This is a genomic window from Bartonella sp. MR168JLCBS (assembly GCF_042194175.1).
The window spans coordinates 19,122-44,350 of record NZ_JBHIMP010000010.1 but is presented as its reverse complement, the minus strand read 5'-3'; the positions used below and the strand labels follow the sequence as shown (position 1 = coordinate 44,350).

Genomic DNA, 25,229 nt, shown 5'->3' with positions numbered 1-25,229 from the left:
CAGCTCACCTTTAGAAAACCTCAGCTCTTCACAATACATGAAGTGGTAATTACTAATACATAAATCAAGCATTATAATGATATTATTATAAACACCCATCAAATACTGTTTATTACCACCTTTCATATTGTGCTTAGCACAATATCATGCTGATACATTTTCTTTATCTTCTGCACGTTCTGAGTAAATATAAAGAGGACGCGCTTTCCCATCAACGACATCACTCGAAATAACCACTTTTTGAACGCCTTCAAGAGCCGGTAGCTCAAACATCGTCTCAAGAAGGATCTTCTCCATAATAGAACGTAAACCACGAGCGCCAGTTTTACGTTCAATTGCTTTCTTCGCAATAACACGTAAAGCATCTTCATGAAATGATAACTCGACATTCTCCATTTCAAAAAGACGCTGATATTGCTTTACTAAAGCATTTTTAGGTTGTGATAAAATTTGCATAAGGGCGTTAACATCTAAATCCTCTAAGGTAGCGACTATAGGAAGGCGCCCAATAAATTCTGGTATTAAACCAAATTTTATAAGATCTTCAGGCTCTAAATCACGAAAAATTTCACCGACACAACGCTCATCAGGAGCCTTAACGGTCGCAGAAAAACCAATAGAAGTTTTTTCACCACGCCCTGAAATAATCCGTTCTAACCCAGCAAAAGCTCCCCCACAAATGAATAAGATGTTTGTGGTGTCAACCTGAAGAAACTCTTGTTGCGGATGCTTACGTCCACCTTGAGGAGGAACAGAAGCAATCGTTCCTTCCATAATTTTTAATAACGCTTGCTGAACTCCTTCCCCCGAAACATCTCTTGTAATAGAAGGATTGTCAGCCTTACGAGAAATCTTATCAACCTCATCAATATAAACAATGCCACGTTGTGCACGTTCAACATTATAGTCAGCAGCTTGAAGAAGTTTCAAAATAATATTTTCTACATCCTCACCTACATAGCCTGCTTCCGTCAAAGTGGTCGCATCCGCCATCGTAAAAGGCACATCAATAATACGTGCTAATGTTTGTGCAAGATAAGTTTTACCACAGCCCGTTGGACCAACAAGAAGAATATTTGATTTAGCCAACTCAATATCATTGCTTTTAGACTGATGCGCCAACCGTTTATAATGATTATGAACAGCAACAGAAAGAACACGCTTTGCATGCTGCTGACCAATAACATAATCATCAAGAACTGTTATAATTTCCTGTGGCGTAGGAACACCATCACGCACCTTAACCCCAGAAGACTTATTTTCTTCCCGAATAATATCCATGCAAAGCTCTACACATTCATCACAGATAAATACAGTAGGCCCCGCAATGAGCTTACGCACCTCATGCTGACTCTTGCCGCAGAACGAGCAATAGAGAGTATTTTTTGATTCGTTCCCGCTATTGCTAATTTTGCTCATTTTTCTTTCCTTTCACCACGATATATGAATACTTTGCCTTTCCAAAGGAAGCTTTTCATCATGAAAACTAAAAGACATATAGAAAACCATGCATGTCTCAATATTTTTAGGTGTTTCTCTTATTTTGCGATATTTTTTATAAAACTCTGTGATTTAAAGTAGCTGTTTTTTCTATAAAAATTCTTAATCTTTTTCTTCTTTTTCAGTTTCTGCACGATATTGTATAACATCATCAACTAAGCCAAACGCTTTGGCTTCTTCTGCTGTCATAAAATGATCGCGATCGAGAGTTCTCTCAATAATCTCATAATCTTGACCTGTATGTTGAACATAAATTTCATTTAAACGCCGTTTCATCTTTATAATGTCTTGCGCATGTCGCTCAATATCTGAAGCTTGACCTTGAAAACCACCGGATGGTTGATGCACCATAATACGTGCGTTTGGCAATGTAAAACGATGACCTTTTGCTCCAGCTGTTAACAATAAAGACCCCATAGATGCCGCCTGCCCCATGCAAAGCGTAGAAACAGGAGGGCGAATAAACTGCATAGTATCATAAATAGCCATACCAGATGTTACGACACCACCTGGAGAATTAATATAAAGACTAATTTCTTTTTTAGGATTTTCCGCTTCCAAGAAAAGCAATTGTGCACAAACAAGCATTGCCATACCATCTTCGACAGGACCATTAATAAAAATAATCCGCTCCTTTAAAAGACGGGAAAAAATATCATAGGCCCGTTCACCACGATTGGTTTGTTCAATAACCATAGGAACAAGGCTTAATGCTGTTTTCATTGGATCACTCATATTTCTACTTTCCGTTCATATAACAACCGCTCTTTACACATTCAATGTTTTTATCCATACGTTAACATTACTCTCTTGTGCAAGCTACAATCAAGAGCTGTTTAAGATAGATTAAAATCCCAATAGTTAAAATAGCAATAATAACTCTACTTAAACAAATGATGAACATCAGGAATGCGAGATACCGCCCAATGGTAAAAACTTCCTTCCCGAGGTCTTTTCGTGGTTTTTGTCTTTCTGTGAATATGAAAGCCTATCAAGCGTGAATCTGTAAGCGGCTTTACGCCAAAAGCTGGTTCAAAAATACGTTCAGCTTTTCGCCCAGTCCAATAATAAAAAGTTTCCTTTTCCTTTGCTGCATGAAAAAAACCATATCGTTTTGCTAATCGCGAAATACCATCATTGCCAAATATCGTAACGCCAAGACTTCCCGGCAAAATCGGCATTTTTTTCCTCTTTAACCAGAAAGGTCTCCAAACACGACGCTTAAACCCAAGCCAATGAGGAATAATTTCTGTGCCTGCCCAATAATCTTCAAATACTTTTATAATAGGGTTATTAGGCGGAAAATAAAGTGCAGAAACGCCTACTCTTGTATTATTTTCTCTTGCCAACCAAACCTTATCCGCATCTGGATGAAATTGTTTAACAAGGTAAACATCTGTATCTAACCAAACACCTTGTTGATATTTCATCAGCATAACACGAAAAAAATCCGAAAACTGAACAATTGTACACCCTGGTTTATCATCAGAAAAATCGGGATCAAGGCGATAAATTGCTGAGCGTGGCAAAATTGATTCGGCTTCATGCAACTCAACACCGGCAGGAAGATTATCTATTTTTTTATCATAACTAAAAAGCTTAACGCGCTGTCCAGTTTTAACCATTGAGGACAAACAAAGCCTATCCACCAATCTTAATTGTCCACTATACCAAAAAGTACAAATATCCATAGATAATATATCAAAAATATTCTAAACTTACGCGAAAGAGTTGTTCAACATCACGAACCCTATCAGCAAGAGCAAAAATCACTATTCTATCACCAGACAAAATGCGCGTATCTGCCGAAAGCTGTATTATTGTCTTATTGCGATAAATTGCACCAATTCTCAAACCATTTGATAAATTGAGCTCTGATAATGACTTACCAACCAATGAAGATGTTTGCATCACTTCAGCTTCAATAATTTCTGCTCGGCCATTAAAAACTGAATGAACAGAACGAATACGTCCACGGCGCATTTGTTGCAAAATTCTCGATATTGTAACGCTATGGGGATTAAGATATGCATCCACACCAACAGCACGACTAAATTCTTGATAGGCAACATTATTAATCAATACCATATTGGCTTTGCAGCCCAATCTTTTAGCAATAATAGCGCTTAAGAGATTAACCTGATCTTGATTGGTCAATGTAATCATTAAATCGGACTGATCAATTCCCGCATCTTGAAGAATCACTGGATCTAACACGTTACCGTATAAAACTGTTGTTTTTTCAAGCTGATCAGCAATCGTGAGAGCTCTTTCTCTATGCGATTCTATAATCTTCAATTTTAATTTATGGAAACGCTTTTCAATAGCCTGTGCAACATAAAGGCCAATGTGACCGCCTCCTGCAATAATCATGCGGTGGGCATCTTGTTCTTTATGACCAAAAAGCCCAACAGCACGGCGCATTTGATCACGAGCAACAACAAGATAGGTTATATCACCAACGCGTAATTGCGTTTCTGAATGTGCAACCAATAATTCCGCGCCACGTTTAATAGCGGTAACCGTCGTATGAAGATCTGGAAAAAGCTCTGTTAATTGACGCAAAGGTGTATTAATAACTGGACAATCTTCCATGCATTCCAAGGCTAGCGCAACAACATCATCATTACAAAAATAAAGAACATCTATTGCACCAGGTAAAGCAATACGGCGCAAAACCATTTCCCCAACTTCAACTTCTGGCGAAATAACCACATCAATGGGAATATTCTCTCTGGAAAAAAGCGTCTTATAACGTGGCTCTAAATAAGATTGTGAACGAATACGAGCAATTTTTGTGGGCACATTAAATAATGAATGTGCCACTTGACAAGCTACCATATTGACTTCATCAAACAAAGTGACAGCAATCAACATATCAGCTTTGTCTGCATCTGCAGCCAAAAGAACTTCAGGACGTGAACCGTGACCAACAAAACCTCTCACATCCAATGTATCGCGAATCTTTTCAATTAATCTCGTTTCAATATCAATAACAGTAACATCGTGATTTTCAGCAGCAAGACGCTCTGCTATCCCATAACCAACCTGTCCTGCTCCGCAAATAATAACACGCATCGCTTTAAGAAACTCCAAGCGCTTTAAGTTTACGGTGCAAAGCTGAACGCTCCATGCCTATAAATTCAGCAGTACGTGATATATTTCCACCCAAACGCCCAATCTGTGCCACTAAATATCTCTTTTCAAACAATTCTCGTGCTTCACGTAACGGCAAATCCATTATACTTTCATCTGAATCCATTTGAAGACGTGGCAAAGAATCACTTACTTCACTGGGAAGAAAATCCGCTGTTATAGGACCATCACCATCCCGCACAAGAATAAGAAGACGCTCAATATTATTACGTAATTGCCGCACATTACCCGGCCAAGCATGCGTTTGCAAAATAGCAATCACATCATCACTGATTGCACGCGGTTTAATCCCAACCTGCTGTGATATTGTTTTTACAAAATGATGTACAAGTTCTGGAATATCTTCACGACGCGCTGAAAGGGGCGGAACAGCAATAGGAACAACCGAAAGACGGTGGAAAAGATCTTCTCTAAAGCGCCCATCGGAAATGAGGTTTTCAAGATTTTGCGCTGTCGAAGAAATAATACGGACATCCACCTTAACACGTTTTGTGCCGCCAACTCTTTCAAATGTCTGCCCCGTTAACACCCGAAGAATCTTACCTTGAGTCTCACGTGGCATGTCAGCAATTTCATCAAGATATAATATACCGCCATGAGCTTCCTCTAAGGCACCGATCTTGCGCTCTCTTCCTTCCATTTCACTGCCAAACAGCTCTATTTCCATTCTTTCCGGAGTAATCGTTGCAGCATTTATTGTAACAAATGGCCCATTCGAACGCGTTGAGAGCGCATGAATAGTTCGTGCAACAGTCTCTTTTCCTGCCCCTGAAGGACCTGTTATCATGACGCGACTATTGGTTGGTGCTACTTTTTCTATGATTTGACGCAAATTTTTTACAACTGTCGATTTTCCGAGCAACTCTAATGTTTCGTTCGAACGCTTTCGCAATTCTAAAAGCTCACGTTTTAAATTTGAGTTTTCAAGTGTTCTCTCTGCAACCAATACAAGTCTATCTGCTTTAAAAGGTTTTTCAATGAAATCATATGCCCCTCGCTTTATAGCGGAAACAGCCGTCTCAATATTACCATGACCAGAGATCATAACGACCGGAAGAGCCGGATATTGCGTTTTAATTTCATCAAGCAATGCTAAACCATCAAGACGACTACCCTGTAGCCAAATATCCAAAAAAATGAGCTTTGGAATACGCTCACTAATTTGAGCCAATGCTTCATCAGAGTTACAAGCAACACGCGTTTCATAACCTTCATCATCTAAAATACCAGCAACAAGCTCACGAATATCTGCTTCATCATCAACAATCAAGATATCTGATACCATACTATTCCCCTATCTTATGATTTATGGCTTGTATAATACTACCCTGCTTACCCCCATCCGCCGGAAACATCAAACGAATCATCGCACCACGACCTTCATAAAAACTCTCCGGTGCATCATGAAGCTCCATGGAACCACCGTGATCTTCAATAACTTTGCGCACAATGGCTAACCCGAGCCCTGTTCCTTTTTCCCGCGTTGTTATATAGGGCTCTAATAACTTTTGTCTTTGCTCTTTAGGAAGTCCTTTCCCATTATCAACAACATCCACAACCACCCATTCCTCTTGACGATAAGAACGGATAAGAATATGACCGTGAATATTTTCCTCTCGCATAACTGAATCTATGGATTCGCTCGCATTTTTGATCACATTGCAAAAAGCTTGTACAATGAGACGGTTATCAAATGCACCCATAAGTGGTAGACTTCCTAAATCTTGCTCAAAATGAATATCATGTCGTGTCACTTCTATCAAGAAACATGCTTCGCGCAACAATTCTCGTATATCTAAAATATGCATTTGTGGTTTGGGCATACGTGCAAAAGAGGAAAACTCATCAACCATACGCCCAATATCTCCAACCTGTCGAATAATTGTCTCAATACACCGCTCAAAGACCTCTCTATCTTGTGTAATAACTTTGTTATAACGTTTACGAATGCGTTCAGCGGATAACTGAATGGGTGTGAGAGGATTTTTTATTTCGTGTGCAATACGCCGTGCAATATCCGCCCACGCCGCTGTACGTTGTGCTGCAACAAGGTCTGTAATATCATCAATTGTTAGGACCCAAGATTGCCCCTGTCCATCATCCTCTTCCATCGTAACTTGGACATTACAGACACGCTCTTTTCCTGCAACGTTTAAAGTAACCTGCTCACGATGATTTTTACGATCCAATGAACGTGCAAACTGAAAAACCTGCCAAATTTCAGCACTTAAAGATAAAAGACTTTGTCCAACAACGTGTTCAGAGCGAATATCAAACATCGCTTCAATAGATCGATTAATAATTGTAATATCACCATTATCATCTATACCCGCTACTCCTGCTGTTACACCCGATAACACTGCTTCAGAAAAACGCCGTCTCTCATCAATTTGATCACGTACTGCAATCAACTCATTGCGCCGACTTTTCAATTCACTGACCATGTAATTAAAAGTTTTGGATAATTGCCCAATATCTCCGTCCTTCGCGCGTACTGGCACAAAAATTTCCATATTTCCAGTAGCAACATCATCAGCAGCACTAATGAGAAGACGAATAGGACGTACTAAGCGATCAGCGACAGCAATAGCAGCCCAAATAGCCGATAGGAATAAACTAAAAAAAAGACATAAATAAAGCATACCAAATGCAATTTGCGTCAGCAGGCGATTTTCATTTAAATCACGATAACGATCTGTATTGACTTCTGTTAAACGCAAAGCAGATAAAACACCTTTATCAACGTCACGCACCAAATATAAAAATGTGTTTGGAATGTTGGTAAATTTTAAAATAATACCAAAATAATCATGCACGCCTGGTTGAAAAGAAAAAGGCCTCGCACTGGTTGCACGTTCAATAAGATTGGAAGGAGGAATTGGCAGTTTATCTTCATCACCAAGAGCACTCGATATAAAAATAGCTCCGCTAGAACTTAACAAAAATGCGCCACGCAAATTGCGTCCTATAGCATGACGCGTCAATTGCATCCTATATTCAGCCGGATTACGTTCTAAGAGTTTTTTGTTATCAAGTGCAAATGCCATCGCGTAGGATAAATTTTTTAAATTTTGAAGCATTTCATCTGCATAAGCATTTGCTAAATCAATAGAAGAGCCCACAATTTGCCGCGTTGTTGTATCAAACCATCGATCAAGTCCCAAATTTAGTGCTGGACCCGATACAAGAGCTACAGCAACAGCCGGCATTGTCGCAACAAGTGCAAACAATGAAATAAGGCGCACATGAAGACGCGATCCTGCACGCCTTGAACGCCAAGCACGAATAATCGGAATCATCTCATAAAAAACGATGACAATAAGCCCTAAAACCCAAAAACTATTAATCCCTATAAGAATAAGGGTTACTGTTCTACTGGGAACAACAGGGGTTAATCCAATAAGAATAATAAATGAAACAGAGGCCGTAAGTAACGCCAATACAATAATTGTAATCCCTAAAAAAATATATACCTTACTTAAACGATACAACTCATCGTTATAAGTATTTTTATCTATGTCTTGAAGATTCGTTACAGATGTTATATTCGTCATGAGCTTACATACCCTTATCCCATTATTCTCATATAACCTTTTGTAGCAAAAATTGACAATACTAATACTACATTTAAAATAGGGCAAATATAGTCAATGAGAAAGAACTTCTACATTTTGCAAAATATCTTAAAATAAACTGTGTTCGACGATACTTTACGAAGGAAATGAGATGCGATTAACAAAACAAACAAATTATGCTCTTCGAATGCTCATGTATTGTGCAGATAATCAGGGAACTCTCAGTCGTGTTCCAGAAATTGCTAAAGCATATGCCGTTTCAGAACTTTTTTTATTTAAAATCCTTCAGCTGCTTGTTCAAGCAGGTTTTATACAAACAGTGCGTGGACGCAATGGTGGAGTTAGGTTGGCGAAACCCGCAGCAGAGATTTCAGTCGCTGATGTTGTGAAAGTAACAGAAGACAACTTTTCCCTCGCAGAATGTTTCGATACTGCAGAACCGACTTGCCCCTTGATTGATTTTTGTGGTTTAAATACCGCACTTCAAAAAGCATTAAATGCTTTTTTTGAGGTGTTATCCGTGATATCCCTTGCTGATCTACAACAACCATCCTTTCAAAATCATTTTAAAATTAATGACAAAAAAGCAAACTAAGATTATAACACGAGGAGATTAAGTATTTCTATTGCAGCAATAATATTAGCTGCTGGACGCGGTGAAAGAGCAGGGTCTCCCCATAAAATTCCAAAACAATATCGGCTTCTAGGACAAAAGCCGATTATTTATCATACCGTGCATTGTTTTTTGCAGCATCCAGCTATCACAACAATTATCCTTGTTATTCATCCAGAAGATCGTCAAATCTGTGAACAAGCTATCGGCGATTTTAAAGAGCGCCTTATTATCGTTGAAGGAGGCAGGACACGTCAAATCTCTACCTTACATGGACTTCAGGCACTCAAAAAATTCAATCCCCAATATGTGCATATTCATGATGGTGCACGCCCCTTTATCGAAAACAAGCTTCTTGATAACATTCACAACACGATCACACCTCAAGAAGGTGTTCTTCCTGTTCTGCCCATCTCTGATACCCTTAAACGTATAAATAATCAGCATGTTTTAGAAACAATTCCCCGTACCCATCTTTATAGTGCACAAACTCCACAGTGTTTTCCCTTTGAACATATCTTAGCGGCCCATAAACAAGCAAAACAAGCTTGCAAAAAAGAATTCACTGACGATTCTGCGATTGCCGAATGGTTTGGAATTCCTATGCGTACCGTTTCTGGGGATCCTAACAACATAAAAATTACATGGCATGAAGATTTTAATACTGCACATTTATATCTCCAAAAGAAAATGCAAATATTTCCTGATATCCGCACCGGCAATGGTTATGATGTTCACTCTTTCGAGGATGGTGATTTTCTTATTTTATGTGGTATAAAAATTCCTTTTCATAAAAAATTGAATGGACACTCCGATGCGGATGTTGCTCTTCATGCGCTAACAGATGCCCTGCTCGCTACGCGAGGTGCTGGAGATATTGGCACACATTTCCCTCCCTCTGATCCTCAATGGAAAAATGCATCATCAGAAATTTTTCTCCGTCATGCTCTTGATATTCTAAAACAAGCAGGTGGTCGTATCGCCAATGTTGATATCACAATTATTGCTGAAAATCCTAAAATTGGTCCCTATCGTCATGCCATGACAGAAAATCTTATGACGATACTTTCAATAACACCTGATCGAATCTCTATCAAAGCAACAACAAATGAAAGGCTTGGATTTATTGGTCGCGGTGAAGGAATTGCTGCTCTTGCAACAGTGAGCGTTCTTTATTCAGGAGAACTTCCCCAATGACATATCTTTGTGAAAAACAAGCACATGAAGTCCTTAATATCTTTCGCCAAAAAGGTTTGCTGTTAACAACTGTAGAGTCTTGTACAGGAGGACTCATTGCTGCAAGCCTCACAAATATTGCAGGCTCGTCAGATGTTCTCGATTGTGGATTTGTTGTTTATTCAAATGAATCTAAAACACGCCTTGTTGGCGTTTGTGCTGAACTTATAAGAACCTATGGCGCCGTTTCAAAAGAAGTTGCTCTTGCAATGGCTGAGGGTGGATTAAAACATTCACAAGCTGACATTGCAGTCTCTGTAACAGGAATTGCTGGTCCAGGAGGAGCAAGTCTTGATAAACCTGTAGGACTTGTGCACTGCGCAGTTGCTTACAAAAATCATAAAACTCTGCACAAAGAAATGCACTTTGGTCATCTTAACCGCAATGCTATCCGCCATGCAACTGTTGAAAATGTTTTTAAAATGATTCTGGAATTGCTTCACTGAATTCCCCATACTAATTTCAAAGCTCTCTATTCCACATTGAGTCTATAATCGTCAACATCTTGAAAAAATGATTTATTGTGCCACAACTTTAAGTTGAATCAATCAAATTTATTCACTTGCACGCCACAAGAAAAAAACTGTATAAATAAAATGATTAAAGAAAGGGATACTTGTACCTCTCTCAAATGCTAAGAGCTCGCGCAACATCTTGAGAGATGGCAAATCAATGGTGCAGGCTGACTTTTTCATAAGTGTAAAGATGTTGATTTATATACTTTTACGAGTATCTCTACTATTTATTATGAAATGGGTATGACGCAAGCATGTCCTATTTGGGCGTTTTGTTTGGATATGCCTCTATTAAAAAAGAGAAACAAAAGCGTAAAGCTGTGCATCATCTTCATCATTTAAAATGATATTCCTTTAATATGCTTTTCAAAGCTGAAAAAGATGAATTAAAACAAATAGTAAAGATGAAAACCAGTTTTCACCTTCACGCTGTTATAAGCAATACGTATTGTTAAAAAATAACAGAATAGACTATGTTATCGTAGAGCCATAAATCTGATGCGCACGCTTCTCAAAAGCGTCGGTGAATTTACGAAACGCAATATCAAACATTGAGCCCATCACTAATCCAAGCGTTTTACTTTTAAATTCATAATCAATAAAAAACTCTACATTACATGCATTGGTATTTTCAATATCATGAAAGGACCAACGATTTTCAAGATATTTGAATGGACCATCAATATATTTAACTTCTATAAGATTTTTTTCCGGCTGAAGAAATACTTGAGTCGTAAAAGTTTCACGGATAATCTTATAGCCAACGGTCATATCCGCAAGAAGCAACATTTTTTTCCCATACTCTTTTCGAGAACGTACTATCAAAGACTCACACATTGGTAAAAATTCAGGATAACGCTCAATATCTGAAACCAGCTCAAACATTTCACTGGCACTATGGGTGATCTGCCGATGTATTGTAAAAATCGGCATAATTATCTCTGTAAGGAAAATTTTTCATCACGCGCTTTTTGCAAAATAGCAAAATCATCTCCAGCATGATGAGATGAACGCGTCAGAGGATTGGAGGCCATATGTAAAAATCCTTTTACTTTACCAATCTTGGCAAAAGACTCAAATTCTTCAGGAGGCACAAAACGAACAACTGGATGATGTTTTCGTGTAGGCTGCAAATATTGTCCAATCGTCATAAAGTCAACATCAGCAGAGCGCAAATCATCCATCAATTGCAAAATTTCATTTCGCTCCTCCCCAAGCCCAACCATAATTCCCGATTTTGTAAAAATTGTTGGATCAAGTTCTTTAACGCGTTGTAATAAACGAATTGAATGAAAATAACGTGCCCCTGGACGAACCTTCAAATATTTAGAAGGAACTGTTTCTAAGTTATGATTAAAAACATCAGGCTTAGCAGCAACAACAACTTCTAAAGCGCCATCCTTATGACGAAAATCAGGTGTCAGAACTTCAATTGTTGTTTTAGGAGTTTTTTGACGAATCGCATAAATAACTTTTGCAAAATGCTCAGCACCACCATCAGCAAGATCATCACGATCAACAGATGTAATGACAACATGTTTTAATTCCATCCGTGCAACAGCATCGGCTACGCGTTCTGGCTCATTATCATCAACGGCAAGTGGAATACCTGTTGCAACGTTACAAAAAGCACAAGCACGCGTACATATTTCACCTAAAATCATAAAGCTAGCATGCCGCTGGCTCCAACATTCGCCAATATTAGGGCAACCAGCTTCTTCACATACAGTCACTAACTTATGCGTACGTACAATACCATGTGTTTCCTTATAAATTGGTGATGTTGGCGCTTTTACACGAATCCAATCTGGCTTTTTTTGAACGCTTGTATCAGGACGATGTGCCTTTTCAGGATGACGCAAACGTCTATTTGTAACTCTATCAACAACCGTAACCATTTAAGCCTTTGCCTTATAAATACGAAGTAACAATCAAAAATATAAAATCTTTCACACAATCCAGTCATCAAGCGTTTAAAACTTGACCATAAGCATCCAATACACTTTCTTTCATCATTTCCGATAAAGTCGGATGTGGAAAGACAGTATGCATTAATTCTTCTTCTGTTGTTTCAAGATTCATGGCAATAACAAAACCCTGTATCAATTCTGTTACCTCAGCCCCTACCATATGGGCCCCAAGAAGCTGTCCTGTTTTTTTATCAAAAATCGTTTTTACTAACCCCTGATCTTCACCCAAAGCAATCGCCTTGCCATTCGCAGCAAAAGAATAACGACCAATACGTATATCATAACCTGCTTCTTTTGCTGTAGCTTCTGAAAGCCCTACAGAGGCAACCTGTGGTGTACAATATGTACACCCTGGAATTTTTCTTTTATCAAGCGGATGAGCATTCTTTAAACCTGCAAGATGCTCAATACATATCACACCTTCTTCTTCTGCTTTATGTGCCAACATAGGAGGACCTGCTACATCACCAATAGCATAAATGCCTTCCACCCCCGTCCAACTCCATTCATCGGTTACAATGCACCCGCGATCGGTTTTTATTCCCAAAGCTTCTAAACCAAGATTCTCAATATTACCTTGCACCCCAACAGCGGAAATCAATCGGTCAACAGTCATTGACTCTATTTTACCTTGAACATCAATATGTACAGTCACAGAATCAGAAGATTTTTCAACCTTTGTTACTTTTGCTTGACGAAGAATGCGTAAACCTTTTTTCTCTAACTGTTTACAAGCAAACGTTGAAATTTCAATATCTTCAGCAGGCATGATGTGGGGCATCATTTCAACAACAGTTACCTCAGCTCCCATATCACGATAAAAAGAGGCAAATTCAATGCCAATAGCCCCAGACCCTATAACCAAAAGCGATTTTGGCATTGCTGGCGGTATCATAGCTTCAAAATAAGTCCAAATGAGTTTTCCATCTGGCTCAATACCAGGAAGGACACGAGGACGTGCGCCCGTTGCAATAATGATATACTTTGCTTGATAAGTTCCCTCCCCTAACGTCCCTTTAGGGACTGGATTTTGCGGTTGCATAATCGGTTTTGAGGATGAAGAAACCATAATTTCCGCAGGATGGCTTCCCTTCGCTTCTTTGGTAAGCTTTGCTTCACCCCAGATAATATCAATTTTGTTTTTTTTCATTAAAAAATCAACGCCAGCATTTAAACGTGCTGAAACACCGCGTGAACGTGCCACAACATCTTTGATGTTTGCCTCAATTGAACCATTAATTTTTAATCCATAATTTTTTGCATGTTCAGCAAAATGTTTCATTTCCGCTGAACGTAGAAGGGCCTTTGTTGGAATACATCCCCAATTTAAACAGATCCCTCCCAAATGTTCACGTTCAACAATCGCAGTCTTAAAACCACATTGTGCTGCACGAATTGCGGTTACATATCCGCCTGGACCTGATCCAATCACAATTACATCATAAAGATTTGCCACAGTAATTCCTCCATGGATATATATAAAACGGATATGCATTTTTTGAACTTAAGACTGCAAAACAACATCACAGAATTATCTTATGTCTTTTGCTTTAAGCTTCACGTAAATGCTTTACCCAAACCAGAAATAGCAATAACATTGCTCTTCAAACTCTTAAATTTGTTTTTATTCTCTTAACACACTCTCTCACAACTTACGTGAAGAACTGTTAAACAGTTCAAACTAACATTGCTAATGGATTTTCGATTATCTTCTTAAAAGTCCGCGCGAGCTCTGCGGCTAAAGCACCATCGACAGCACGATGATCCGCAGAAATTGTAACTGACATAACTGTCGCAACAACTAATGTACCATTTTTAACAACGGCGCGTTCTTCCCCTGCACCAATCGCAAAAATCGTCGCATGCGGTGGATTAAGGATAGCCGAAAAACTTTTTATACCATACATCCCCATATTTGATACAGCTGTTGTTCCACCCTGATATTCTTCCATTTTTAACTTGCCCTCACGCGCACGCTTTGAAAAATCCTTCATCTCTTTGGAAATAAGGGATAACTGCTTTTCCTCTGCATGGCGAATAATCGGCGTAATTAATCCATTGGGAATAGAAACAGCAACCCCAACATCACAATGTTTATGATGAAGCATTCCGCCTTCAAGCCAAGAGACATTCGCATCAGGAACAGCTTTCAAAGAAAGTGCGACAGCTTTGATCACCATATCATTAACAGAAAGCTTATAAGTAGGCTGAGTTTCTTCCTGCCCCTTAATCATTGGTGCAGCAGCATTCAGTTGTGTACGCAGTGCTAATAGCGCATCAAGTTCACAATCTACCGTTACATAGAAATGTGGAACTCTCTGTTTTGATTCCATCAAACGTGTTGCGATTGTTTTACGCATATTATTATGGGGTGCGAAGGTATATTCATCCTCTTTAAAGAGTTTCAGTATCTGTTTGTCAGAAGCACCTGTAGCTACTAGCTCCCCTATTTGTGATGAATAAGACACTTTAGAAATATCACTACTTACAGCTTTTTCTACATCGCGCTTGATAATACGCCCATGCGGACCACTTCCAAAAATAAGGGATAAATCAAGACCTTCCTGAGATGCTAATCGCCGCGCTAAGGGAGAGGCAAAAAGACGCGCTTCCTTTTTATCTTGCTGCATTAATTGCTGAGCTGATGATTCATGAGACATTTTTGTACCCTTTGAGTCCGTCTGTTTCAGAGAATCTGTCTGTTTTACGCCCTCTGGTTCTTGTCTTGTAGAAGAAGAGATTTCTTCTGAAACTTTTGCAGCTTCAGCTAAATCTTCACCTTCTTCTGCTAAAACAACAATTAAAGCATTTACTTTAACGCCTTGTGTTCCAGCAGGAACAACAATTTTGGCAACCCTACCTTCATCAACGGCTTCGACTTCCATTGTCGCTTTATCCGTCTCAATTTCAGCAATAACATCACCAGAGAAAACTTTATCTCCCTCCTTAATATTCCATTTTGTTAAATTTCCCTCTTCCATCGTAGGGGAAAGCGCTGGCATTGTAATTTTAATGGGCATTATGCTTTCCTCCGTTATGCTCTGTATGTCACAGCCTTAACGGCCTCAATAATTTCAGCAGTATTAGGCAAAGCCAACTTCTCAAGATTAGCGGCATAAGGCATCGGAACATCTTTGCCAGAAATCGTAGCAATTGGCGCATCAAGATAGTCAAAAGCCTGCTGCATAACACGCGTTGCTATTTCAGTTCCCACGGATGACTGAGGAAATCCCTCTTCAATTGTTACCAAACGACCTGTTTTTTTAACCGAAGAAAGAATTGTTGGAAGATCCATCGGGCGAATGGTTCGTAAATCAATCAATTCAACATCAATACCAAGCTGTTCAATTTCCGGCAACGCTTGAACGGCATAATGCATTCCAATTCCACACGCGACAATCGTCACATCTTGTCCAGACTTATGAATACGCGCCTTACCAATAGGCAAAACAAAATCATCCAGTTGAGGGACATCAAATTGATGCCCATACAAAATCTCATTTTCAAGAAAAATAACAGGATTATCATCACGAATAGCAGCTTTCAGCAAACCTTTTGCATCTGCAGCACTATAAGGCATGACAACTTTCAAACCTGGTACATGACTGTACCATGCAGCGTAGCATTGAGAATGTTGAGCACCAACACGGGCAGCCGCACCATTGGGACCTCGGAAAACCATAGGAGCGGTCATTTGTCCACCAGACATATAACGTGTTTTTGCTGCTGAGTTAATAATTTGATCCATCGCCTGCATCGCAAAATTAAAGGTCATAAACTCAACAATGGGACGTAACCCTCCAAAAGCAGCCCCAACAGCCAACCCAGCAAAGCCGTGCTCTGTAATTGGGGTATCAATAACTCGGCGCTCTCCGAATTCTTCCAATAAACCCTGACTAACCTTATAGGCACCTTGATATTGCGCGACTTCTTCCCCCATGAGAAAAACTTTTTCATCACGCCGCATTTCTTCAGCCAAAGCCTGATTAAGCGCTTCACGAACTGTCATTGTAACCATTTGTGTTCCCGCTGGAATATCAAAATCAGGAGACGTATCAAAAGTAGGAACCTGCGGAACTGACGAAGGCAGAGAAAGAGGAGATTCCTTAGGTTTTTGTGCTGTATCCGTAGGTTGCGAAATATCCTCAGCACGCTCACCTTCTTCTAACAAAATCGCAATAACAGTGTTGACCTTTACGCCTTCAGAACCTTCAGGCACAAAAATTTTACCAAGAGTACCTTCATCAACGGCCTCTACTTCCATTGTAGCCTTATCCGTTTCAATTTCAGCAATAACATCGCCAGAGCTAACCTTATCACCTTCTCTCTTGAGCCATTTAGACAGTTTACCTTCTTCCATAGTTGGTGAAAGCGCCGGCATCAAAATATCAATAGACATACTTGCTTCCCTCGCATCAAACTAAAATATCAGTATAGAGCTCAGAAGCATCTGGCTCTTGATCACTTTGTGCAAAATCTGCCGCATCAGCAACAATTGCACGAACCTCTTTCTCAATAGACTTTAAATCATCTTCGTTCGCCCAATTTTTCTTAAGAATCCGACTTTTTACTTGATCAATCGGATCGTGTTCCTCTTTTATTTTTTGGACTTCTTCCTTTGAACGATATTTTGCTGGATCAGACATGGAATGACCACGATAGCGATAGGTCTGCATATCAAGAATGATCGGTCCTTTACCTGAGCGTGCCCAAGAAATCGCTTCATCAGCAGCTCCTTTTACTGATCGAACATCCATACCGTCAACAACAATACCTGGAATTTCAAAAGAAAGACCACGTCGGGAAAAATCAGTTTCTGCAGATGCACGTGAAACTGACGTTCCCATAGCATACTGATTATTTTCAATAATATAAACAACAGGAAGCTTCCAAAGTGAAGCCATATTAAAACTTTCGTAAACCTGCCCCTGATTTGCGGCACCATCACCAAAATAAACCAATGTCACATTATCTTTACCAAGGTACTGATTCGAAAATGCCAAACCTGAACCAATTGGAACCTGCGCACCAACAATACCATGTCCTCCATAAAAGTTCTTTTCTTTAGAGAACATATGCATCGAGCCACCTTTCCCTTTGGAAAAGCCACCTTGACGTCCCGTTAATTCTGCCATGACACCACGTGGGCTCATCCCAACGGCTAACATATGACCATGATCACGGTAAGACGTAATAACCTGATCACCTTCTTTTGCCGCTTTCAATGTTCCTATAACAACGGCTTCCTGACCAATATAAAGGTGACAAAATCCCCCAATAAGCCCCATACCATAAAGTTGTCCTGCTTTTTCTTCAAAACGGCGAATTAAAAGCATTTCACGATAAGCATCAATTTCTTCTTCTTTTGTAAAGTCTGCTATTGGTGCTTTCTTTGTGGTGCTTGATAATGCAGTGCGCGCCACCGACGCAGAATTTTTTTTAAGTCGTTCTGCCATATTAAACTCCCTTTTATGATTATTTAGGAATAACCTTTACGAACAAAAGTTACAAGCCTTATCAATCGGCTTAAACAATATCATTGCTGATTGTTGTTTAAATTAAGCGATTTTTCATTTACCTTTGGTATCATTTCAAGGTATTAAGATTGTCAGTTCATTTGGCTTAGAAAAGTTCAAATTCTTTCGGACATACTCATCCAGCATATCTTTTTCTATATGTCCATTGCGTAAAAGAGAAATACGCTTTTCCATGAATATCCGCTCAGCTTCTATTTTATGAAGCTCCTTTTCTAATTCGCTAATATGCTGATTAACTTCACTGCGTGAATACAATCCATACTCACCATGATAAATGTGATAACTGAAATAGCTTAAGACTCCCACCGTCATAAGAGGTAGTACAAAGCGCACTTTGATTGATCGACGTTTCTGCTTTGTCCACATAAAATAGCACAGTCTTTACAGCACAAATTTTTTAATATTTTGCCCAACTATGCACGATTTTGATTAATACCTCATTACCAAATCTATACACTCAAACAATTTGTTATCACCAATTTATCCCCCCCTTAAATACAATCAAAGTAAGCTGAATGCCCCACTTTTTGTATTACAAATATTGGATATCCCACTAACTTGTGATTTTACACCCATCTTTGTCTTTAAAATTTCCTGTTAAAATGACTATAAAATCAATCAATACCCAAGGTGTAATTATCAAAAAAACTCCTATAAGCCCTACCGGCATAAATATTACACTTATTATAAGTATTACACTTATTATATTTATAAGAAGCATTGCAATGCCCGTTCCAACTTTACCAACCATAAAACGATGAATTCCTAGTCCACCTAGAAAAAAACAAACGACCGCTAACGTCACTTTTGATTGCTGTGACTGACCTTCAGTCAAGATAGGGAAAATAGATTTAATGGTATCCCCTTCACACACAAAATCAACGACGTCACCAACTTTCGGCGGCGTTTTTCCTGACCAATCCCAATTCGCAAACTGATAGCGCTTACCATCAGCCCCTGAAATGAAATAATCTCCTTGATCATGACCAATAATCTTACCTTTCATCTTCACCACCTATAAAATTGTTATTCATAAAGAAGCTTTTCTTCTAATATGATAATATGTTGAATAAACCTCACAGCATGAATACAGTCTGTATTCACCGTGATATATGACAATTTAAAAAGCTAAAAATCCCCCAACAACTTAAAATTCCCGCAATTACAAGTGGTAATACAAAGCACGCTGTTCGATTTGCACCTTTGCTTTTTTCATATGAAATAGTACAGTCTTTTTCAATAGTTTTATTTAAATATTCATAATTTTCTTTAATATTTCACATTTAAAGACATAGACTAAAATAATTTACATTATTAAATTAATATATTGACAACATTAAAAGTAAAGAAAATTCTTAGCTCTTTACATTTTATATTATTCTAAAATTTCTACCAATTTATAATTTTATCCCCATTTTCATCCCTAAAATATCCGGATAAAATAACTATAAAATCGATAAACGACCACGGTATAGTAACTAACAGCCCTATACCTGTTATCGTTATAAGAAGCATTGCAATGCCCGTTCCAACTTTACCAGCCATAAAGTGATGAATCCCCAATGCACAAAAACAGGTAAACGATCGCTCGCATCACATTTAATTTTTGTGACTGACCTTCAACCGAGATAGGAAAAATAGATTTAATGGTATCCATTCATAGACAAAATCAATGGTATCCCCTACCTTTGGTGTTTTTTCCCTAACAAATCTTCAAGCGAAAATTGATAACGCTTACCATCATCTCCAAAAACGAGATAAACCCTTTGATCCTGACCAATAATCTTACCTTTCATCCTCGACCACCTATAAAGCTTCTCCTCATGTGTTATTCATAAAGAGATTATTTCTTTTTATAATATGTTGATTAACCTCACGGTATAAATAAAATTTGTAGCAGCCGTGATAAACGTGAAATTAAAATAGTTTTGATCCCCCCAATGAGCTAATGTTTTCTGCTGCTATAAGCAGCAATACAAAACACACCTTAGTGGATTTACGCCGTTGTTTTACTCACATAAAATAGCACAGTCTTTTTCAATACTTTTATTCAACTGTGCATATTTCTCTTAATATCTCACATTAAAGACATATAGTACAATAATTCGGCATTATGAACTTAATATATTGATAAAAATAACAAGAGAACTGAATTACTTTCTCTTTATTATAAAATTTTTAAAAATCTGTAATCTGATTCCCATCTTTATCCGTAAATCTTCCACCAAGAATGACTATAAAATCAACAATTGCCCAAATACCGGTAATTATCAATCCAAACAATGATAAGGATAGAACCAGCATTAAAGCACCAGTCCGAACTTTACCAACCATAAAGCGATGGACACCAAAGATACCTGAACACCAACAAAGGAGTGCGAACATTATCTTTGAGTTCTCTGTACCTGGTCTCAACAATGGAAAAACAGAACTGACAACACCCCCCTCACAAACAAAATCAACAGTACAACCGATCCTTGGCGGATTCTTTCCCATCCAATCCCAAGTCGCAAACTGATAACGTTTACCATCATCACCCGAAACGAGATAAGTTCCTTGATCTTGACTAATAATTATACCTCTCATCTTAATCCCTATAAATTTAAACACTTAAAAATTATTGCGTATATGCCTTTGATAAGAAATCTCAATTTCATAGTCTAAATGATCTCATACTTTTATATTTTGTGCTCACAACTATACACGATATAAATCACCAGCATAACGCGCTTGGGCTCCTAGCATTTCTTCAATACGAATAAGTTGATTGTATTTTGCTAATCTATCCGAACGTGCAAGAGAACCTGTTTTAATTTGTCCACAATTCGTTGCAACAGCAAGATCTGCAATAAAAGAATCCTCTGTTTCGCCTGAACGATGAGATATAATGGCACGATAACCTGCCTTATGTGCTACTTCTACAGCATCAAGTGTTTCACTCAATGTACCAATTTGATTAACTTTTATGAGAATAGAATTGCCTACCCCCATTTTGATGCCATCACGCAAACGTGCTGAATTCGTTACAAACAAATCATCGCCAACAAGCTGACATTTTCCTCCAATTGTGTCAGTGAGTAACTTCCAACCTTCCCAATCATCCTCAGCCATTCCATCTTCAATTGTAATAATAGGATAATTTTTCACAAGCTGCGCTAAATAATCTACCTGCTCTTGGATGTCACGGCATTTCCCCTCACCTTTATAAAAATACGAACCATTTTTATAAAATTCGGTTGAAGCACAGTCTAAACCAATGGCAATTTGTTCCCCTAGTTTGTAGCCACATGTTGTAATAGATTCCATAATAAAATCAATTGCTTGATCAGCACTTTTAAATTGAGGTGCAAAGCCACCTTCATCACCAACGTTGGTATTATAACCCGCATCTTTTAAACGCTTTTTCAACGCATGGAAAATTTCAGCGCCATAACGAATGGCTTCTCTTACAGTAGGGGCTCCTATAGGAATAATCATAAACTCCTGAAAATCAATCAGATTATCAGCATGAACGCCACCATTAATAATATTCATCATAGGGGTTGGAAGAATATGCGCTTGTGTACCACCAATATAACGATACAAAGGTAAATTTAATGAATCCGCAGCTGCTTTTGCAACAGCTAATGAAACACCAAGAAGTGCATTGGCACCAAGACGGGCTTTGTTTGGCGTTCCATCCAAAGCAATCATCGCTTGATCAATAGCGATTTGATTTGTTGCATCCCGCCCACCAAGTTCTTCAAGAATTTCGCCATTAACTGCAGCAATCGCTTTTTCAACACCTTTCCCTTGATAGCGCAAACCACCATCACGAAGCTCTATAGCCTCGTGTGCTCCTGTTGAAGCTCCCGATGGAACCAGAGCACGACCAAAAGCTCCATTCTCCAAATGAACATCAACTTCTACCGTTGGATTACCACGGCTATCAAGAACTTCACGTCCAATGATATCGACAATTATAGTCATATGTGTTTCCTTATCCAATAAAAGTCTTGATTCATTTCTAATGTCCTATTAATGGAATATTTTTTCTCTTCTCAATTCAACTTCTTTGACAGATAATCAAACTCCATTAAAGTCTCAAGCAATCTTTGTAAATTATCAAGTTTAACCATGTTGGGTCCATCAGAAGGTGCATTATCTGGATCTTGATGCGTTTCTAAAAAAATACCTGCTACCCCAACAGAAACAGCCGCACGTGCTAAAACTTCAACAAATTGACGCTGTCCACCAGATGAAGCACCCTGCCCCCCAGGTTCTTGAACAGAATGCGTTGCGTCAAAAATAACAGGAGCACCAAATGAACGTAAAATAGGCAACGAGCGCATATCAGAAATAAGTCGGTTGTAACCAAATGACGTGCCTCTCTCACAAAGCATAACATTCGGATTACCACTGTAAACAACCTTTTTTAAAACATTCTCCATGTCCCACGGCGCTAAAAACTGACCTTTTTTAATGTTAATAACACACTCTGTTTTAGCGGCTGCTACCAAAAGATCTGTTTGACGACATAAAAAAGCCGGTATTTGTAAAATATCAACCGTAGAAGAAACAATTGTACACTGCTCTTCTGTATGCACATCAGTTAATATGGGACAATCAAACTCCTTTTTTAAATCAGAAAAAACAGCCATTGCTTTTTCAAGACCAATACCACGTGCCGCCCCTAAAGAAGTTCGGTTAGCTTTATCGTAACTCGATTTATAAACAAATCCGATACCAAGCTGATCGGTAATTGTTTTAATACGACCAGCCATTTCAAAAGCATGATCGCGACTTTCCATCTGACATGGCCCTGCAATTAATGAAAGAGGCATTTCATTTGAAAAAATAATATTTCCAACTTTCACACAGGCATTTGGTTTAGCCATTTTATCCCTCAAAAGAAAAGTAACCCAATTTATGCATTAAACCAATCGACTTTGTTCTACAGCGGCTTCAATAAAAGAAGAAAAAAGCGGATGTGGATCAAAAGGACGGGATTTTAGCTCTGGATGATATTGAACACCAATAAACCATGGATGATCTGCATATTCTATTGTTTCTGGTAAAATACCATCAGGAGACATCCCAGAAAAAATCAAACCACACTGTTCTAACTTATCCTTATAATCAATATTGACCTCATAACGATGACGATGTCGCTCGACAATCTTGGTCATCCCATAAATTTGAGCAATATGACTCTCTTCTTTTAATTCAGCAGCAAAAGCACCAAGACGCATTGATCCGCCGAGATCACCATTTCTTGTACGTTTTTCAAGAACGTCTCCTTTAAGCCATTCTGTCATTAAACCTACAATTGGATTTTCTGTTTCGCAAAACTCACTTGATGAAGCATTCTTAATCTGTGCAATATTGCGCGCGGCTTCTATACAAGCTAATTGCATTCCAAAACAAATCCCTAAAAATGGAACTTTACGCTCTCGCGCAAATTGAATTGCTCGAATCTTTCCTTCTGCTCCTCGTGCCCCAAAAGCACCTGGAACCAAAATTCCATGGGCTTTTTGTAAAGCTGAAACAGAATCTTCTTTTTCAAAAAGTTCCGAATCAATCCACTCAATATTAACTTTCACTTTATTCGCTAAACCACCATGCGCAATCGCTTCAATAAGAGATTTATAAGCATCCTTTAAACCCGTATATTTTCCTACAACAGCAATCGTAACTTCTCCTTCAGGATGGTGAATACGATGCGTAATATTTTCCCAACGATCCATCTGAGGGGGAGGTGCCGAATCGATTCCAAATGCGCAAAGAACTTCAGAATCCAAACCCTCCTTATGATATGCCATAGGAACATCATAAATTGTTGGCATATCTAATGCCTGAATGACTGCATTGGAGCGAACATTACAAAAAAGTGATAATTTGCACCGTTCTGTTTCTGGAATAGATCGATCTGCACGTACAAGCAAAATATCAGGAGAAATACCAATTGCTTGCAATTCTTTGACAGAATGTTGTGTTGGTTTCGTTTTTAATTCACCTGCCGAAGGTATATAAGGCATTAATGTGAGATGGACATAAACGACACTTTGTCTTGGTCGCTCATTGCGAAGCTGACGAATCGCTTCTAGAAAAGGCATTGCTTCAATATCACCAACCGTTCCACCTATCTCACACAAAACAAAATCAAATTCTTCATTTCCCATCGTAATGAATCTCTTAATTTCATCCGTAACATGAGGAATAACTTGGACTGTTGCCCCCAAATAATCACCACGCCGCTCTCGTTCAATGATATTGCGATAAATACGCCCTGTTGTGATATTATCTTGGCTATTTGCAGAACGCCCAGTAAAACGCTCATAATGACCAAGATCAAGATCCGTTTCTGCACCATCATCGGTCACAAATACTTCACCATGTTGATAAGGTGACATCGTACCTGGATCAACATTTAAATAAGGATCAAGTTTGCGAAGACGTACACGATAGCCACGAGCCTGTAATAACGCTGCTAACGCCGCCGCTGCGATGCCTTTTCCAAGGGAAGAAACCACACCACCAGTAATAAAAATATAACGTGCCATGGGCTTATGGTGATAAGCAATTTATAATGATTTTTCCAGCAAAAAATGCAAAAAGAAACAATTTTTCTTCTAAAATAAAAAAGGTGAAAAAATCACCTTTTTAAAAAGTCTATATTTTCTTAAAAAACTATTTCGTACTGTTATCCGGAACTGTATTTTCAAGAACCGGTGGAACTGGACTTTCTGCTTCAGGATTTGTGGACTGTTTCTGTTCCTGCGGAGAATTCGAATTGCCTCCTAGCTGTTCAAGAATAGAAGGGGAAGACTCACCATCTGATGATGGGACTGATTCTGAGCCTTTATTGCTAGAATTCTTCTCTGAATTAACCGGTATACGCTTTAAAATATCAGAACTAGAATTTGATATATTACCCACCACGGTAAGTCCAATAGACACAACAAAAAAACAACAGGCTAAAATAGCAGTCAAACGTGTTAAAGGATTTCGAGATCCACGAGTTTTCATCAACCCTGAGCTATTACTCACACCTAGCCCACCACCTTCTGAAGGTTGGATTAATATAACACCAACCAAAGTAATCACAATCAACAAATGAATAACTATAAGTACTGTTTGCATAAACC

General features: G+C 38.7%; 23 protein-coding genes. 3 read left to right on the top strand and 20 right to left on the bottom strand.

The annotated features are described in order from the left end of the window. Positions 1–144 precede the first annotated feature (144 nt). The 6 genes from clpX to ACFIK8_RS06895 form a co-directional block, all read right to left on the bottom strand. Positions 145–1,419, bottom strand: a complete 1,275-nt coding sequence (gene clpX, locus ACFIK8_RS06920; RefSeq protein ID WP_012755013.1) for an ATP-dependent Clp protease ATP-binding subunit ClpX — start codon at positions 1,417–1,419, stop codon at positions 145–147. Positions 1,420–1,602: 183 nt separating this feature from the next. Next, positions 1,603–2,235 carry an ATP-dependent Clp endopeptidase proteolytic subunit ClpP gene (clpP, locus tag ACFIK8_RS06915; protein WP_012755012.1) on the bottom strand — a complete coding sequence of 211 codons (633 nt, stop codon included), beginning with the start codon at positions 2,233–2,235 and terminating at the stop codon, positions 1,603–1,605. Positions 2,236–2,381: 146 nt separating this feature from the next. Beyond that, positions 2,382–3,191 carry a hypothetical protein gene (locus tag ACFIK8_RS06910; RefSeq protein ID WP_375636485.1) on the bottom strand — a complete coding sequence of 270 codons (810 nt, stop codon included), beginning with the start codon at positions 3,189–3,191 and terminating at the stop codon, positions 2,382–2,384. Positions 3,192–3,201: 10 nt separating this feature from the next. Then, positions 3,202–4,578, bottom strand: a complete 1,377-nt coding sequence (trkA, locus tag ACFIK8_RS06905; protein WP_375636487.1) for a Trk system potassium transporter TrkA — start codon at positions 4,576–4,578, stop codon at positions 3,202–3,204. 4 nt (positions 4,579–4,582) lie between these two features. Then, positions 4,583–5,941, bottom strand: coding sequence for a sigma-54 dependent transcriptional regulator (locus ACFIK8_RS06900; protein ID WP_012755009.1), 1,359 nt, complete (start codon positions 5,939–5,941; stop codon positions 4,583–4,585). A gap of 1 nt (position 5,942) precedes the next feature. Then, a complete protein-coding gene (locus ACFIK8_RS06895) occupies positions 5,943–8,210 on the bottom strand; it encodes an ATP-binding protein (RefSeq protein WP_375636489.1) in 2,268 nt (755 codons plus the stop codon). Between the two features lie 172 nt (positions 8,211–8,382). On the opposite strand from ACFIK8_RS06895, the gene rirA reads away from it, so the two are divergent. The 3 genes from rirA to ACFIK8_RS06880 are packed head-to-tail and all read left to right on the top strand — an operon-like array spanning position 8,383 to position 10,526. Continuing rightward, a complete protein-coding gene (gene rirA, locus ACFIK8_RS06890) occupies positions 8,383–8,826 on the top strand; it encodes an iron-responsive transcriptional regulator RirA (protein ID WP_273788340.1) in 444 nt (147 codons plus the stop codon). A gap of 24 nt (positions 8,827–8,850) precedes the next feature. After that, on the top strand, positions 8,851–10,041 hold the full coding sequence (locus ACFIK8_RS06885) for a bifunctional 2-C-methyl-D-erythritol 4-phosphate cytidylyltransferase/2-C-methyl-D-erythritol 2,4-cyclodiphosphate synthase (protein WP_375669069.1): 1,191 nt from the start codon (positions 8,851–8,853) through the stop codon (positions 10,039–10,041). Beyond that, the gene (locus ACFIK8_RS06880; protein ID WP_375636491.1) at positions 10,038–10,526 is read left to right on the top strand and encodes a CinA family protein; all 489 of its coding nucleotides are present in this window, start codon (positions 10,038–10,040) and stop codon (positions 10,524–10,526) included. Before ACFIK8_RS06885 ends, ACFIK8_RS06880 begins: the two co-directional genes overlap by 4 nt. Positions 10,527–11,066: 540 nt before the next feature. Here the strand turns inward: ACFIK8_RS06880 and ACFIK8_RS06875 are convergent. The 14 genes from ACFIK8_RS06875 to secG form a co-directional block, all read right to left on the bottom strand. Continuing rightward, positions 11,067–11,528, bottom strand: coding sequence for a type II toxin-antitoxin system RatA family toxin (locus ACFIK8_RS06875; RefSeq protein WP_273788342.1), 462 nt, complete (start codon positions 11,526–11,528; stop codon positions 11,067–11,069). A gap of 2 nt (positions 11,529–11,530) precedes the next feature. Beyond that, the gene (gene lipA, locus ACFIK8_RS06870) at positions 11,531–12,493 is read right to left on the bottom strand and encodes a lipoyl synthase (RefSeq protein WP_273723360.1); all 963 of its coding nucleotides are present in this window, start codon (positions 12,491–12,493) and stop codon (positions 11,531–11,533) included. A gap of 67 nt (positions 12,494–12,560) precedes the next feature. Next, positions 12,561–14,021 carry a dihydrolipoyl dehydrogenase gene (gene lpdA / locus ACFIK8_RS06865; RefSeq protein WP_375636493.1) on the bottom strand — a complete coding sequence of 487 codons (1,461 nt, stop codon included), beginning with the start codon at positions 14,019–14,021 and terminating at the stop codon, positions 12,561–12,563. 220 nt (positions 14,022–14,241) lie between these two features. Then, positions 14,242–15,585 carry a pyruvate dehydrogenase complex dihydrolipoamide acetyltransferase gene (locus tag ACFIK8_RS06860; RefSeq protein ID WP_375636495.1) on the bottom strand — a complete coding sequence of 448 codons (1,344 nt, stop codon included), beginning with the start codon at positions 15,583–15,585 and terminating at the stop codon, positions 14,242–14,244. A gap of 14 nt (positions 15,586–15,599) precedes the next feature. Further along, a complete protein-coding gene (locus tag ACFIK8_RS06855) occupies positions 15,600–16,964 on the bottom strand; it encodes a pyruvate dehydrogenase complex E1 component subunit beta (RefSeq protein ID WP_375636497.1) in 1,365 nt (454 codons plus the stop codon). A gap of 16 nt (positions 16,965–16,980) precedes the next feature. After that, positions 16,981–18,021: a pyruvate dehydrogenase (acetyl-transferring) E1 component subunit alpha gene (gene pdhA, locus ACFIK8_RS06850; RefSeq protein ID WP_273788346.1), complete on the bottom strand. Its 1,041-nt coding sequence runs from the start codon at positions 18,019–18,021 to the stop codon at positions 16,981–16,983. A 135-nt stretch (positions 18,022–18,156) separates the two neighbouring features. Continuing rightward, entirely contained in the window at positions 18,157–18,468 is a 312-nt protein-coding gene (locus tag ACFIK8_RS06845) for a septum formation initiator family protein (protein WP_012754998.1), read from the bottom strand. 187 nt (positions 18,469–18,655) lie between these two features. Continuing rightward, complete coding sequence (locus ACFIK8_RS06840; protein ID WP_375628670.1) at positions 18,656–19,108, bottom strand: TM2 domain-containing protein; 453 nt, start codon at positions 19,106–19,108, stop codon at positions 18,656–18,658. Between the two features lie 383 nt (positions 19,109–19,491). Then, on the bottom strand, positions 19,492–19,647 hold the full coding sequence (locus ACFIK8_RS06835; RefSeq protein ID WP_375669068.1) for a hypothetical protein: 156 nt from the start codon (positions 19,645–19,647) through the stop codon (positions 19,492–19,494). Positions 19,648–20,280: 633 nt separating this feature from the next. After that, positions 20,281–20,688, bottom strand: a complete 408-nt coding sequence (locus ACFIK8_RS06830) for a TM2 domain-containing protein (protein WP_012754997.1) — start codon at positions 20,686–20,688, stop codon at positions 20,281–20,283. A gap of 111 nt (positions 20,689–20,799) precedes the next feature. Then, the gene (gene eno / locus ACFIK8_RS06825) at positions 20,800–22,071 is read right to left on the bottom strand and encodes a phosphopyruvate hydratase (RefSeq protein WP_208439579.1); all 1,272 of its coding nucleotides are present in this window, start codon (positions 22,069–22,071) and stop codon (positions 20,800–20,802) included. 71 nt (positions 22,072–22,142) lie between these two features. Then, positions 22,143–22,979: a 3-deoxy-8-phosphooctulonate synthase gene (kdsA, locus tag ACFIK8_RS06820; RefSeq protein WP_012754995.1), complete on the bottom strand. Its 837-nt coding sequence runs from the start codon at positions 22,977–22,979 to the stop codon at positions 22,143–22,145. A 36-nt stretch (positions 22,980–23,015) separates the two neighbouring features. Next, positions 23,016–24,644, bottom strand: coding sequence for a CTP synthase (locus ACFIK8_RS06815; protein WP_375669067.1), 1,629 nt, complete (start codon positions 24,642–24,644; stop codon positions 23,016–23,018). A gap of 127 nt (positions 24,645–24,771) precedes the next feature. Continuing rightward, positions 24,772–25,224: a preprotein translocase subunit SecG gene (secG, locus tag ACFIK8_RS06810; RefSeq protein ID WP_375669066.1), complete on the bottom strand. Its 453-nt coding sequence runs from the start codon at positions 25,222–25,224 to the stop codon at positions 24,772–24,774. Positions 25,225–25,229 lie beyond the last annotated feature (5 nt).